The organism is Arthrobacter sp. fls2-241-R2A-200, assembly GCF_030209745.1.
GTDB lineage: Bacteria > Actinomycetota > Actinomycetes > Actinomycetales > Micrococcaceae > Arthrobacter.
Genome location: NZ_JARVRJ010000007.1, coordinates 91,599 through 105,508, shown reverse-complemented (window position 1 = coordinate 105,508; position 13,910 = coordinate 91,599). Strand labels below are relative to the sequence as shown.

Below are 13,910 nucleotides of genomic sequence, written 5' to 3'. Positions count from 1 at the left end.
GTGGTCCCTACACACCTAGTGAGGAGATCGCATTGCAGCACATTGTTGACTTCAAAAACGTTTCTACAGAAGGCGTGGAGTCGTCTCCTGTGGTCGATGCGCTCGCCGGCCTGCGCGCCAATGAGTCTCGCTACTACATGAACAAGTACAACCATGCCTTCACCGTCAGCCCCGCGGACGAAGTCCCCGAGGTGATCGAGCGCGTTAGCCGCATCCTGAAAGAAGAACGGGATATTGTCATCGGGTCCCGTCCGCTGGAAGCGACTTCTTTCGAAGTTGACGGGCTACGCATGGATTACGTTTTCTACGAGTCCGGCCTGTCCATCAACGTCATGTACAGCATCGAGGAGGGCGGCAAGAGGGCTGTGGGATTCAAACTCTCAGAGGGAATGGAGATTCCCGAGGAACTCGAATCACGCTTCAAGTTCGCCCGCCAGAAATCGAAACTTGCCGGTGTCATCAGGGGCTCCTACTTCGTGATCAAAGGCGAGTACTAGATAGCTCCAGGCTCGTAAGTACCTCCATGGCCGCCGTTTCCGTTTCGCCGACCGCTCAGGTTCAGGTGCGTCGGTTGGGGAGGTTTTCCACATAGCGTGGGTTGCACCTGATGCTTGGTTGGCTCCCGTGACAGGGTTTCTGCATGGGAGACAGCGGGCAGGTACGCGGGCAGGGGGTAATACAGCGGAAGCAGCAGAGTGGCGCCCAGCCCCGCATCTCGCGACGCAGGGGCGGCACAGCGGGGGCCCGGAACACTGCCATGCCGCCGCTTTCGCCTCCTCAGGGACGCGAGCCCTCGCCGGGTTCTTCTGCCGACTTAACCGGGATCGGGCGGATCCTGGAGAACTGCATTTCGGGCCTCGACACGGCACGTTCAACTGCTGCCGTCGAAGGGCGCCTGATGGACTTCACCGAGGCCGCCGCTTTTGCCGGCACGGTTGAGGAGATCTCCCGGTCCCTGGAGTACCTGCAGGTAGTCGCAGCCCACGCGGTAGCCCGGACCCGGCACGAGGCTGAACAGATGAAACCATCACGAGCGGCGGGGCCAGGGTCACAAGCCGCCAAAGCGCAAGAGTACGGCGGGAAACCTGCGAGCCTCCTGGACGACGGGTACCGGAACGCAGCGGAGTTCTTGCGCGCCCGCTTGCGGATCGGTATCAGTGAAGCCCGGCGCAGGCTTGCACTGGCCTCCGAACTCCTCCCCCACGCCGGCATCGCCGGTCAATCGGTGACGCCCAAGCGGGAAGAGCTCGCCGACGCCATCGCCTCCGCGCTTGTGCCTTCGCGGTCCGCGACGATCATCACGATGGCCTTGGACAAGGTCACGCACTTCGCCAGCACCGACACGATCGCGGCCATGGAGCGTGCCCTGACCCAGACGGCAATCCAGTCCGACCCCGACTTCGTCGCCACGATTGCCAGGCGATGGACTGACGCCATCGACCAAGACGGGCCCGAACCCACCGAAGAAGCCCTTCGCCAACTTCAAGGCGCCTTCATTCGCAAGCCCCGCCACGGGCTCCACCACGTTGAGATCTTCGCCACCACTGAACAGTTCGAGACCCTCACCACCGTCATGAACACCGCGACCAACCCACGTCTTCGCACTACCGGCGCCGGCACTCCAGACAGCACGGCCAGCAATGAAGACACAGGCACAGTCGAAGCTTCCGCTGCAGGCACGGCGACAAAAGAGGAACCCGCCCGCCCAGTTCTAGACCGACGATCCAGGGCGCAGAGGCTCCTGGACGGACTGGTCGGTGCCTGCAACGTGGCACTGGCCACCGGCCAACTGCCCTCCAACGGAGGACTGCGGCCCCAAGTCACCGTCACGATCGACCACCGCGACCTCCTCCAACAAGTCCAACGCAGGTACCGGGGCCCGTCCAGCGGCAGGGCCACATTCAGCGGCCCAATCCACCCCAACACCATCCGCAAAATCGCCTGCGACGCCGACATTATTCCCGTCCTGCTCGGCAGCGAGTCCCGGGTGTTGGACATCGGCCGCACCACTCGGCTGTTCCCGCCCCACGTCAGGAAAGCCATCACCGCCCGGGACGGAGGTTGCGCCTTCCCTGACTGCACCATGCCCGCCCCTTGGTGCGAAGCCCATCACGTCACCTACTGGTCACAAGGCGGGACCACAAGTACCGAGAACGGCACCCTGCTCTGCAGCCACCACCATCACCTCGTGCACAAAGAACAATGGAAAATCACCGTCATTCGAGGTGTCCCGTGGTTCGTCCCGCCACTCCACGTTGACCCCGGTCAAACGCCGCAGCGGAACCACCACCACAAACCCCTCAGAACGTAGGAGGGAGCACCCTAGGTTCTGTCGGCCCTCATCCACCCACCCGTTCGCCGTCGATCGGAGGCAACGTAATGCTCATCATGGCTTCAGCGCGACGTCGGCCAACCCGTATAGGACTCCGCCAGGTACGCTTTCCCGTGCTCGGATCCAACAACAGAGTGCAGTTCGCCGAGTTGCCGCGCCCTGTCAAAATCGTCCGCACCCGGCACGGTGTGCAGCATGGAAGTCATCCAGTATGAGAAATGCTGCGCCTTCCAGACCCGGTCAAGGGCCCGGTCGCTATAAGAATCCAACGTGGCCGTGGAGCCGCTCGAATAGAAAGAGTCCAAACCCTCAAAAAGTACCTTGACGTCATGGATGGCCAGGTTCAAGCCCTTGGCTCCGGTAGGCGGAACGGTGTGCGCCGCATCCCCGGCCAGGAAAAGGTTGCCATGGCGCATCGGCGTGTGCACGAAGCTCCGGAAAGGAAGAACCATCTTTTCAAGCACCGGCCCTTCCTTTAGTTCGAACCCGTTGCCGTTGACCCGCCGGCGGAACTCTGACCAAATGCGCTCGTCGTCCCATTCGGCAACGTTTTCGTGTGGATCGCACTGGAAGTACATCCGCTGAACGGTTTCTGTACGCTGGCTGATCAGGGCAAAGCCGTTGTCGGAGTTAGCGTAGATGAGCTCATCGGCACTTCGCGGCGCTTCGGCGAGGATGCCGAACCAGGCAAAGGGGTACTCGTGGAAATACCATTTGCGGTTGGCTTCAGGTACCTGGAAGCGGCAGCGGCTACGTGAGCCGTCAGCGCCTACGATGAAGTCCGCCTCAACCTCCACGTCATGGCCTTCCGCATCGGAAAACCAAACCTTGGGTTTGCCTTCGAGATCGTGCACTGTCGTGTCGGTGACGCTGTAGCGCACGTCGCCGCCGTCGGCCTCGCGGCGGGCGGCAAGGTCCGCGAAGACATCCGTCTGGGGATAGAGCCACACAGACTCGCCCACGAGTTCCTTGAAATTGATGCGATGGCTCTCGCCGTTAAAGCGGAGCTCAATGCCGTCGTGCCTGTCCCCTTCGCGCAGAACCCGGTCCGACACTCCCGAGTCCACCAGCAAGTTCACGGTGCCGTGTTCCAGAATGCCGGCGCGTACTGTCTCGTGGATCTGTTGTCGGCTCCGGATCTCCACCACTACGGATTCGATTCCCTGCTTGGCCAAGAGATGGGAGAGCATCAGCCCTGCCGGACCGGCCCCCATGATGGCGACTTGGGTAGTGATAGTCGTGCGTGCCATGGTATTCCTCGCTTCGTTGCGGTCCCCGTCCAAGATCTGAGGGGATGGATCTGCAATCAGTCTGGCGCGCCGGGGCTGCTCGACGGGTCGTGCATTCCGTTGAACGGAAGGCTAATTACGCTTCAAGACGGCGTCCAATGCCGCGGGCTGCGGTTTGAAGAGCGGGGACCAGGGCTTGAAGGCGCATCTCAACAACGGGCACCACCACGCCCAATGCCGCCAGCGCCCGCCGTTTTCCATCAATCACCGGCACCGCAATTCCCCAGGCGTCCGGGTCCACGACGCCAGCGAGCTGCACATACCCTTGCTGCGCGCCCTCGGCGAGCAAACGGCGTACGACGTCGGCAGTCATCTTTCCTGAAGGGTCCTCGAACTGCTTGAGGTACTCGGCTTGGACTTGGGCCGGTTGATGGGCCATCAACACCAAACCCGCCGACGAGATATGCACGGGCATCCGCCCGGCTACCCGAGCACGGTTGACTATTGACCCCCTGCGCGAGAGACGCTCCACAAACAGAGCTTCCCATCCATCGAGCACAGCTAGATTAACGTTCTGGTTGAGTACTTGTTGGATGTCCTCCATGAACGGCATCGCCGCCTGTCGCAAGGCCAGGGTGGGCGAATTGCGGTTCACGAGTTCCCACAACCGCATGCCCAAGCGAACGGTGCCGCCGGCGTCGTGCTCCAGTAGCCCGTGGGCGGAGAGCTGTCGGACCAGCCGATGAGCCGAGGAGAGCGGCAGGCCAGCGCGCTCAGCGAGCTCAGTCAGCTGGAGTGATGCAACACCTTCAGGGAATGCTTCAAAGACCCTGACAACCCGGTCGACAATGGAGTCGCCCGAATCTGAATTTGCCACGGTGTGCTCCTCCACCAGAGGCGCCCGGAGGCGGCGCCTTCCATTCAATGGTAGGGCCAGTGGGCCGTTAGCAGCAGGGGCGCGACGGCCCCCGGCTACCCGGGTGTACCAACCAGCCGCTAGTCGGCTCGGTTATGAGCTGCGGAGGTTATGAGCTGCGGAGATGGTGAGGGGCGCCCGCCGCGGCATTGCCGAGCACCTGCGGGGCGGCCGCCAGACAGCGTTCGGCAGCACTCCGAAGTGCCGGTAGGACCTCGGCGGCAGAAGCCAAGCAGTGGTTCCTGATCATCGATTCCATTGCGCGGCATTGCGATTCCGCCTCCATAGCCCCAACCATGGCCGAGGAGATCTTCAGGCTGAGCACCGCATCCAGGGTGGCGTTGGTGTCGTGTTGACACAAACCCTTGGAAATCCTGAGGACCCTGCCCGGAAGCATACTCAGGTAGGTCGAAAGGAAGCGTGCGACGGGACGGGAATCGCCCAACTCGTCCCCAAGGCTCCTTAGCGCGTCCAGTTCCCAGAGGACTATTGGCGACGCCGCAGTTTCCGACACCACAGTTTCCTCAGTCATCTCCGGCATGCTCGTCATGGCATTCCTTCCGCGGTTGTGCCACCAGTTTGGTAATTGCTAGTAACCGCTCGAGCCTGATCGGGCAGGGGGGCGCCCGATCAGGCTCGGCGGTAGCTGGTTATTTGGTGGTGGCGGTGCGTTGGGTGGCGTTGAAGGCGAAGGAGATGGTGCTGGTGGCGCCTTGGAAGGTGTCGTTGGCGGTGGTGGGGAATGCGGTGGTGACTTTGAGGTTGTCGGTTTTGGTTGCGGTGAGGGAGGTGAGGTTGGTCAGGGTCTGGTTGGCGGTGATGACCGGTGCGGAGGCCAGGACGGTGGTTTTGGTGCCGGTGCAGGTGTAGGGGGCTGCGGCGCCGGTCCAGGCGGTGGAGCAGTTTTCGATGGTCAGTTGCAGGCCGTTGACGGTGTCGGTGGTCAGCAGGGAGGCGGTGGCTCCGGCGGTGGTGGTCAGGGACACGGTGTTCAGGTCTGAGTTGCCGGTGTTGGAGAGGGTGACGAGTTTTTCGACTTTGTCTCCGGGGAGCAGTCCTGCGACGGGGACGTTCAGGGTGTTGTTCACTCCGGGGGCGCCCAGGGCGATGGTGATTGTTCCGGCGGTGACGGCTTGGCTTGCCGAGGTCGAAGAGGTGAACGCGCCGTAGGTTCCCATGCCGGCGACGGCGGCTGCGGTGCCGACCAGTGCGACGGAGGCGAGGATTTTCCCGGAGGTGGTTTTGAGGCTGATGGCCATGGGAATCAGTGTCCTTTCGGGAGGCCACCGCTTTCGGGCCGGCCAGTTGATCTTTTCCAGCCTCTCTGGCTGACAAGAACTACTGTGCCGGGCCACCATCAAGAACCACTCAGGTGTTCGATCAGGACATGATCAGGAAAAGCTCAAGAAACCCACTAACCAGGCAACCCACCCGGCTGATCCGGGCCTATGGACTAACTGTAAGCATCCTGATATTCGTTGAGAACCGGACTGGTTCAACAGCTGAGGTGGGCGATGGCGGATCGAATTACCGATATCTGGGGCACCAGGACGCCGTTCGCGGGAGGAGACGAATGGCCCACCCGCGTCGATTTCGCCTTGGAAGCAAGACTTACGGAGGACGACATCGACCATTGGGTCCAGTCTGCCTGTGTGTTGTGCAGCAACGGCTGTGGGTGCGATATCGCCGTCAAGGACGGCCTGATGGTGGGCATCCGGGGACGCTCCGCAGACCGGATCAACAAGGGTCGCTTAGGACCCAAGGGCCTGTTCGCCAGTTGGCAGGGCGTCGCCCATAAGGATCGCCTCACCCGTCCCTTGATCCGCGAGGGTGGCCATCTGGTGGAGACGGACTGGGATACGGCCATGAGCAGGGTCGTTGCGCGCAGCAAGGAACTTTTGGCGTCGAAAGGGCCGTTGAGCCACGGCTTCTACACCAGCGGGCAGCTTTTCCTGGAGGAATATTATGCACTGGCTGTCATTGGCAAGGCCGGGATTGGGACACCTCACATGGACGGCAATACCCGGCTCTGCACCGCTACGGCAGCATCTGCCCTCAAAGAGACGTTCGGAGCTGATGGGCAGCCAGGCGCTTATGAAGACATCGACGCTTGCGATGCAATTTTCCTGTACGGCCACAACATGCCGGAAACACAAACCGTCCTTTGGTCCCGCATCCTTGACCGGTTAGCAGGCCCGACGCCACCTAAGTTGGTCTGCGTGGACCCCCGAAACACGGAGGCGGCCCGCTACGCTACCGTTCATCTGGCAGTCCGTCCGGGGACCAACCTGGCCCTTATGCATGCCCTGATCCGCGAGGTCCTCAAGAACGGCTGGCACGACCCCCAGTACGTCACGGAACATGCCATCGGCTTCGATGAGTTGCAGGAGGCCGTGCAGGAGTGGACTCCAGAAGCCGCCGCGGAGATCTGCGGCGTCAAGGCCGATGACATCAGGGAGGCGGCGTGGATATTCGGCACCTCCAGCACCGTTTTGTCCACAGTCCTGCAGGGCTTCTATCAGTCCTCCCAAGCCACGGCATCCTCCTGCCAAGTCAACAACTTGCACTTGCTCAGGGGCATGCTAGGCCGTCCCGGCGCAGGGCTGTTGCAGATGAACGGCCAGCCAACTGCCCAGAACAACAGGGAATGCGGGGCCGACGGCGACCTCCCCGGCTTCCGCAACTGGGGGAATCAAGGGCACATCGAGGAACTCGCCAGCCTATGGAACGTGGATCCAGGAGTCATTCCCCACTGGGCCCCGCCGACGCACGCGATGCAAATCTTCCGGTATGCCGAACAAGGATCCATCGACTTTCTCTGGGTCTCCGCCACTAATCCGGCAGTGTCCATGCCGGAGCTGCCGAGGATCCGGAAGATCCTGTCCAAGCCGGACCTCTTTCTCGTGGTGCAGGATTTGTATCTGACCGAGACGGCGCAACTGGCGGACGTTGTGCTGCCGGCCGCGGCTTGGGGAGAAAAGACGGGCACGTTCACCAACGCCTCGCGCGTAGTCCATCTTTCTGACAAAACCGTGGAACCTCCTGGTGATGCCCGCGCCGACCTGGACATCTTCCTCGATTACTCGCGCCGCATGGAATTCAGCACTTTGGACGGGCGTCCATTACTCACGTGGGACGGTCCCGAGTCGGCATTCGAAGCATGGAAGGATTGCTCGCGTGGGCGGCCCTGCGACTACACCGGCTTGAGCTATGCCAAGTTGCGGGGCGGCAGCGGAATTCCTTGGCCATGCAATGAGGAGAACCCCGACGGCGTCACCCGACTGTACACGGATGGCAACTTTCCAAGCGCGCCCGATTACTGCGAGAGCTATGGGCACGACCTCTTGACGGGGGCAGCAGTGGAGCCGGAATCGTACCGCGCCCAGAAGCCGGACGGCCGAGCCTGGCTTAAGACTGCCCCGTACCACCCGCCCCACGAAGAACCCGACGACGACTACCCGTTCCGGTACACCACCGGACGGACCGCCTTCCACTTCCACACCCGGACAAAAACTGCCCGCTCCCGGACGCTGAACGATGCCGCTCCCAGGATGTGGGTGGAGATCTCCGTGGAAGACGCCCAGGATCTGGGGATTTCGGAGGGGGACATCGTCCGCGTCTCATCACGGCGCGGAGTTATCGAAGCGCCGGCACGGGTGAGCGGAGTGCGTCCGGGCACCATCTTCGCCCCGTTCCATTACGGATATTGGGACGCCAGCGGCGGGGGAACGCCGGAGTTGGCATGGAGGGTGACCGCACCAACAGCGATGGCCAACAGCACACGACGGCGGCAAACGAGCTGACGATTACCGAATGGGATCCAGTCTCCAAGCAACCCATTTTCAAGAACGCAGCGGTACGCGTGGAAAAGATAGGCAGCGGAAACGGACCAGCGCCGGCCCCCACCACTACTGCTTCCCGGCCGGCAGGACCCCAGTCATGAATCTCCACATCTACCTCGGCCTGCTTCACCAGGGCGAACAAACGCTAGCTAAGTCATTCCGCCAAGTTTCAGAGGGCCATGGATCTGAGCCCGACGTGCATTTCCTCTGTCAAAGCCTCGCTCAGCAATGCGACCACCACGAGAAGCTGCTGCTGCCCATAGTGCAGCAGTATGGGCAGGACTCATCGGCCGACGAGCCTGAACGTCTTCACGCCGAGGGTTTATCCAAGACCCGCAGCGGCCCCGTGGGTTTGCTCCGAGACCTGCAGGATTTGTACCTCTTGGCCAGCCTCGTCGACGTCACATGGACGATGTTGGAGCAGGCAGGCCAGGCCCTTCGCGATCGGAACCTGCTCGCCGTCGTCGAGCACTGCCAAAAGGAGACCAAGGTTCAACGTCGCTGGTTGCAGACCCGAATGAAACAGGCCGCACCCCAAGCCCTGATTGTCGCCAGCTGAGGAGGTCGCGCCAACCGGCCCGATCTTCACCGGACGCCGAACCGAACGGCAGCGGCCTCAACCAGCGTTAGGGACGAGGCTTTCGATTTTGCCCACCGGAACTGCCGCGGTTTGGGATGGCGCAAAAGGTTCGACGCCGGCGGCGAGCGCCCGATTGTAGACCAACTCAAACATGTCCTTCGCAAGGGCCAGTTCGTGCTGGAGGCGTTCGCAGCGGAGGGCGGCCAACCAGAGGCCACTCATCGGGTGGCTCACGTCTACGTCCATCCGGAAACCACAAGCGCAGGCCCATTCCGGCCAGACCGCCGTGGCTGCTTCCAGTGAATCCATAGTCCCAATCGACTCGAGCGGGATCAGAGTGGTCGACCGCAGGGCGCCCGCGGTGATCCGCATCCGGGACCCGCAATGGACGGGTCCGAAGTTCTCCCTGGCATCGGAATTCACAGTTGGCAGGGGGTCTTCAGCCACCGGTGTGGGGCCTGGTTCACGCAGCGCGACCGTCATCGTCTTCTCCCACACAGTAACCGGATAAGTAGTTTGGCTATCTAGTTATATGTGTACTGATCAATTCTGTCCAGTTTCATCCCTGTTCGGGGCTCGCCTACGCAGCTGCCGACGTCGAGCGCGTCGGCCGACTGGCCCGAACACGGCGCCACGCCGCGGGCGCCACCACCACAGCTACGCCGACGGCGGCGCCGATGACGGTCTCGATGATACGGTCGCGCAGCAGCAGTGCCGGGTCCACGCGAGCAGCCAACAGCGTTGCGATCAACGCCAGGGGCGTAACGAAAAGCTGGGCGACCAAGTATTGGCGGGCTATGAACATCTCTGCCCCGAACTGACAGGCGGCGATCACCAAGACCATCGCCCACGGTGCAGGATTCAGCCATAGGATGCCGGCAAGAATCACCAATCCCATCACCGTCCCGGCAATTCTTTGAACGCCCCGACGAACACGGTGCCGCGTCGAGTGGCCCACCAGCGGCACCACGGCCGCCACCATCGCCCAATATGTATGCCCAAAACCAAGCCGCTCGCCAACTATCGTCGCTATGGTTCCGGCCAGCCCCGCTGCCACAAGATAGCCGGCACCCTCCAACCACATCGCACGCCGTTCGGGAGACGTTTGGCGGATTCGCGGTGGCCGCTTCCAGGGGCTCCGGTGGCTTCGGCGAACCCGGGCGGACATGCCAACCAGGAGGCAGAAAAGTGTGGTCGAGACTGCCACGAGCATCGCTTCCCAAAGCGGCGGCTGCGCCGGAATGGAAGCGATCGCCGCGAACGCGAAAATGTGAAAGAGGGAGCCCCCGGGCCGAAGACGCCATGCAGCGACCACCACGGAACAAACACCCGCAACTGCCGTGGTTGCTGCTGTCAAAACCCACGTGTACGCGGTGCCACTAACTCCCACCTCGTGCGCGAAGCGGGCCATCAGGGTGGCGCACAACATGATCAAAAGCATGAAGCCGCCCGCGCGGAGCTGACTGCGGAACCGCACGCTATGCGGCTCGTTGCGCCCATAAATACCGGTAAACGCTCCAAAGGAGGCGAACACAGCCAAGTCGAGTCGCCCCATCACGGTCAACGCAATCAACGGCACAAACACACCAACTGCACAGCGGAGAGCCGGGTGGTGGTCCTTGTTGGCCGGGCCCATGGTGAACATTTCCGCTACAGCCTTCAAAACCAGGCTCGCCTTTCGTCGCAAGATCAAACATACGACGGCGGCGCTGACGTCCGCTTTCAAGGTTACGCTTCGACTCCTGCACTACCCGGGGATCGGGCACATTTGGTGCCCCTCATCACCTGAGGGGCACCAAATGTGAAGCAGTGCGTGGTGGATGGCGTCGTCGCTAGAACCGCGACGGTGCTCCGGCCACAGGCTTCGTGGCCAGTGGATTGCTGGCGATGTCGGTAAGTCCGGAGGCGGGAGTGTAGGTGGGGAAGACGTTGGCTGATGTGACAGTCTTGCTGCCGCTGGTACCAGCGCCCAAGGTAATGGTGAGAGTGTTGGCCGAGGGGTCCCACACGAGGGAGGACGCGTTCGTGCCGTTACCCATAAAGCTCAATGCCGTCGCGGTGTAGACCGCGCCCAATGACACGCTTCCAACCCTCAAGCTCGGGCAGGCAGAACCGGACACGGTCAAGGTGTTGTCACTGGCCGTGGCGCTGATCGTGACCACCACTTGGTCAGCATTGTTGCCCCTTTGCGTCTGGGTGGTCGTGTTGTCGGTCCAGGCACTGCAGATGCTATTAGCGCTCAGTGACTCGGAGAACTTCAAAACAACCTTGTCACCCTTGTCCACGACGTTGGGGGTGCCCCCGTTGCTCAACTGGACTCCAGTGACAGTCGGGGACGAAACGTCCTTGGTGGATGTCGCCGTACCTGCAGGTCCTGTATTGCCAGCGGCGTCAGTAGCCGTAGCGGAGTAAGAGATCGTCCCCGGGCTGTAAGCAGTCATATCCACCGGCACGGCAGTCCAACCGCCCGAAGGATTGGTGGTGATATTTTGTGTCACGGCAGGAGCCCCACCACCCGTGACCGTCAGGACGACCGTCGAGTTGGCCTCCGCGGTGCCGCTGATCGGGACGCCGGATACGTTGCCTTGGTGCACATAAGTCGGCGCTGACACCACGGGAGCAAGGGGAGGCGTGGTATCCGTGATAGGAGTCGTTGCAGCACTGCGCAAGCTTTCGGCGCCCTGCCACAGGGAGAGCAATGGGGTCACGGTGTAGTACCAGGTCCCGGCCGGGACGTTGTTCTCCACGCAACTCAGGCCAACGACGGTTGTCCCGCAGGCGCCGGTCGCCGTAACGCGTGTCCCGCCGGTCGCGGAACCATAGCGGGCGATGCTGTACCCGCTCACTGGCCGCTGAGCCGCCGTCGCACTGGCTGCCCAACTAACCGTGACGCTGGTGCCTGAAACGGCCGTGGCCGGTTTGGCCCCCTGGCTTACGGCGTCGGCCTTCGCGGCCCCGGAGCCGGAGCCGACGGAACTCCAGAACGCGCTGGCGGCTGGTCCGGCCCATGAGACGAAAAGGATGCCCACCAAGATCAGGGCAACGCGGTTCCACCTGCCAAAGCCGACGGAATCGTGGTGATGGCGGCGAGTCACTTGCGTACCTCCAACGTGACGGGGATGCTGAACTGCGCACCTTGGCATGCGGACATTGAACCGGTGCCCATGCTGGCGGCACCCTGCAGCGTCACGAGGATGGAGCTGTTGGCCTGAATTGTCAGGGACGCCATGGGTGCAGGTGGAGGCGTGAATGTCACTCCCGTTGTTGTACAGCCGGAGTGTGCGCCATCGGCGGTCGCGGCCCCGCTGGATGTAATGCCGTAGATTGTCACCGCCTGTGGGTTCGGGTTGGTAGCCCGAACAATGACGTCGGCGGTTCCGCCAGGGACCAGGCTGGTCTGCAGGGTATCGCCCGGGACGAGTGCGTCCACCGTAACGGTCTGCATGGTGCCGTTCGCTGCCGAGCCGGCGCCGATGCCGGTTGAAGCCCAGTAGGCGTAGGCGGATCCTGCGCCGCCGAGGATGCAAAGAACCACGGTCGCGGCTGCCGTTCGTGCAAGCCTTCCTGGGCTCAGGATGCGCGGAAGTCGAAGGGTCGTCATCTTAGTTGGCCTCTCCGGTGCCCGTGAAAGTGAACTGGACCGTGGCGCCCTTGCAGCCGTCCTGAAGTTGGGGCGTGTCAAGCATTTTGATCTGCGGCCAGTTCCCCTCGTGTACCCCCAAGGCGGAAAGTGAGCGAGTGCCTGGTTCCACGGTCAACGGATACGCCCCCGAGTATTGGGTGATCCTGTAATCGGCAGCAGAGCAGGCTAATTTGGCCGCAACTGCTGCGGGGGTCCGGACCACTTGGCTGATGGCCACGGAAAGGTTTGTCACAGCGATGCTCTTGTTCTGCGGATTGGAAATCTGGAGGTTCAGCGACCTCGAGACACCCGGCGCGAGCAGGCCGGTCACCGAGCCGGAAAGGCCGAACGTGCGTTTGACTTCCAGGACCTGCAACTGCCCGGGCGCCGCATTGGACAGGGTGGATCCGCTGGTACCAGTCACCGTGAAGTCTGTCTTAGTCGCCGGCGTCGTGGTTGCTGTGGAAACAGTCAGCGTCGCCTGCGCGGTGCTGCCGGAGGCAAGCACCAACGACGCCGGCGCCGCGCTCGCTGTCGCACCTTCCGGCAGTCCGCTGACTGCGAAGGTCACAGGACCGGTGAAGCCACCCGTCGACGTCGCTGACACCGTGAAACTGGCCGACTGCCCTTGGTCGACGGTTCGGCTGGAAGGAGTCAGGGCCACCGTGATCCCTTTGGTTACCTTCGCAGTGCTGCCCTGTGCGCTGTTGCCCTGTGCGTTGCTAGCGGCGAGGGCGGCCACCGGCACAACGGCGACCAGGAGTGCAAGCAGCAGCGCACGGAGGGGGATACCAACTCGGTGAAAGGGTGCTGTTCGCTCTGGCCGGCGGTCCATGAAGGCTCTTTTCGGACGATAGCTTGTGCATTCGGGACATGTGGGAAATGCGTGTGCCGGGGACCTCCACTCGTAGGGTGGTCCCCGGCCGGTGGAGTCTAGAGACTACCGACGTTGACTGTCACGACGGCGGACTTGCAGGCGTCCTGGTTGACGGTGGTGCTGTCGATAAACTTCAGCACACCGGAGCCCACAGAGGTTCCGGTGGAGTTCGCAGCCACCGGGCTGTTGCTTGTCACGGCGGTGACATCGAACCAGGCAGGAAGGCAACCGGCGACGTCGGTGGTCACGTGAGCGGAGAGAGCACCGACCACGGTGCTTGAGGTGGTGGAGTTGTCCGCCGTGTACGCAACATTGACCTGATTGCCCGGTGCGAGACCGCCCGCAAACGTCGCATGAAGGGTGACAGTGCCGCCACCGGCCGAGTTGGTTGCGGCTCCAGTTCCGGAGCCCGTGGTGGTCCAGTACGCGTAAGCGGCTCCGCCACCCACCGCTACCAAAGCGACGCCTGCGACTGCGGCGGTGACCCGGCTCTTCTTGGAAAGTTTGCGCAT

14 protein-coding genes are annotated in these 13,910 nt (G+C 62.4%); 4 read left to right on the top strand and 10 right to left on the bottom strand.

Translation table 11 applies throughout. The annotated features are described in order from the left end of the window. The first annotated feature begins 32 nt into the window (after positions 1-32). Positions 33-497 carry a DUF8821 family protein gene (locus QRN42_RS08130; RefSeq protein WP_284974934.1) on the top strand — a complete coding sequence of 155 codons (465 nt, stop codon included), beginning with the start codon at positions 33-35 and terminating at the stop codon, positions 495-497. A 260-nt stretch (positions 498-757) separates the two neighbouring features. Further along, entirely contained in the window at positions 758-2,311 is a 1,554-nt protein-coding gene (locus QRN42_RS08125) for an HNH endonuclease signature motif containing protein (protein ID WP_284978867.1), read from the top strand. An 83-nt stretch (positions 2,312-2,394) separates the two neighbouring features. Here the strand turns inward: QRN42_RS08125 and QRN42_RS08120 are convergent, their stop codons facing one another. The 4 genes from QRN42_RS08120 to QRN42_RS08105 all read right to left on the bottom strand — a co-directional run bounded on the left by QRN42_RS08120 (position 2,395) and on the right by QRN42_RS08105 (position 5,736). Further along, positions 2,395-3,582 carry a 4-hydroxybenzoate 3-monooxygenase gene (locus tag QRN42_RS08120; RefSeq protein ID WP_284978741.1) on the bottom strand — a complete coding sequence of 396 codons (1,188 nt, stop codon included), beginning with the start codon at positions 3,580-3,582 and terminating at the stop codon, positions 2,395-2,397. Positions 3,583-3,697: 115 nt separating this feature from the next. Beyond that, positions 3,698-4,438, bottom strand: coding sequence for an IclR family transcriptional regulator (locus QRN42_RS08115; protein WP_284978740.1), 741 nt, complete (start codon positions 4,436-4,438; stop codon positions 3,698-3,700). Between the two features lie 148 nt (positions 4,439-4,586). Beyond that, positions 4,587-5,009, bottom strand: a complete 423-nt coding sequence (locus QRN42_RS08110) for an Hpt domain-containing protein (RefSeq protein ID WP_284978739.1) — start codon at positions 5,007-5,009, stop codon at positions 4,587-4,589. 118 nt (positions 5,010-5,127) lie between these two features. After that, a complete protein-coding gene (locus QRN42_RS08105) occupies positions 5,128-5,736 on the bottom strand; it encodes a TasA family protein (RefSeq protein ID WP_284978738.1) in 609 nt (202 codons plus the stop codon). 255 nt (positions 5,737-5,991) lie between these two features. Between QRN42_RS08105 and QRN42_RS08100 the strand changes: the two genes are divergently transcribed. Together QRN42_RS08100 and QRN42_RS08095 are read left to right on the top strand one after the other, a co-directional pair. Further along, on the top strand, positions 5,992-8,280 hold the full coding sequence (locus tag QRN42_RS08100; protein WP_350224867.1) for a molybdopterin oxidoreductase family protein: 2,289 nt from the start codon (positions 5,992-5,994) through the stop codon (positions 8,278-8,280). A 136-nt stretch (positions 8,281-8,416) separates the two neighbouring features. Next, on the top strand, positions 8,417-8,878 hold the full coding sequence (locus QRN42_RS08095; protein ID WP_284978737.1) for a hypothetical protein: 462 nt from the start codon (positions 8,417-8,419) through the stop codon (positions 8,876-8,878). 57 nt (positions 8,879-8,935) lie between these two features. Here QRN42_RS08095 and QRN42_RS08090 read toward each other — a convergent pair whose 3' ends face one another. The 6 genes from QRN42_RS08090 to QRN42_RS08065 form a co-directional block, all read right to left on the bottom strand. Next, positions 8,936-9,382, bottom strand: coding sequence for a hypothetical protein (locus QRN42_RS08090; RefSeq protein ID WP_284978736.1), 447 nt, complete (start codon positions 9,380-9,382; stop codon positions 8,936-8,938). Between the two features lie 97 nt (positions 9,383-9,479). Beyond that, positions 9,480-10,562 carry an FUSC family protein gene (locus tag QRN42_RS08085; RefSeq protein ID WP_284978735.1) on the bottom strand — a complete coding sequence of 361 codons (1,083 nt, stop codon included), beginning with the start codon at positions 10,560-10,562 and terminating at the stop codon, positions 9,480-9,482. A gap of 169 nt (positions 10,563-10,731) precedes the next feature. Beyond that, positions 10,732-11,994, bottom strand: coding sequence for an Ig-like domain-containing protein (locus QRN42_RS08080; protein WP_284978734.1), 1,263 nt, complete (start codon positions 11,992-11,994; stop codon positions 10,732-10,734). Further along, positions 11,991-12,500, bottom strand: a complete 510-nt coding sequence (locus QRN42_RS08075) for a hypothetical protein (RefSeq protein ID WP_284978733.1) — start codon at positions 12,498-12,500, stop codon at positions 11,991-11,993. The genes QRN42_RS08080 and QRN42_RS08075 overlap by 4 nt, the downstream gene beginning before the upstream one ends. 1 nt (position 12,501) lies before the next feature. Next, the gene (locus QRN42_RS08070) at positions 12,502-13,356 is read right to left on the bottom strand and encodes a hypothetical protein (RefSeq protein ID WP_284978732.1); all 855 of its coding nucleotides are present in this window, start codon (positions 13,354-13,356) and stop codon (positions 12,502-12,504) included. Between the two features lie 98 nt (positions 13,357-13,454). After that, positions 13,455-13,910 carry a hypothetical protein gene (locus QRN42_RS08065; protein ID WP_284976236.1) on the bottom strand — a complete coding sequence of 152 codons (456 nt, stop codon included), beginning with the start codon at positions 13,908-13,910 and terminating at the stop codon, positions 13,455-13,457.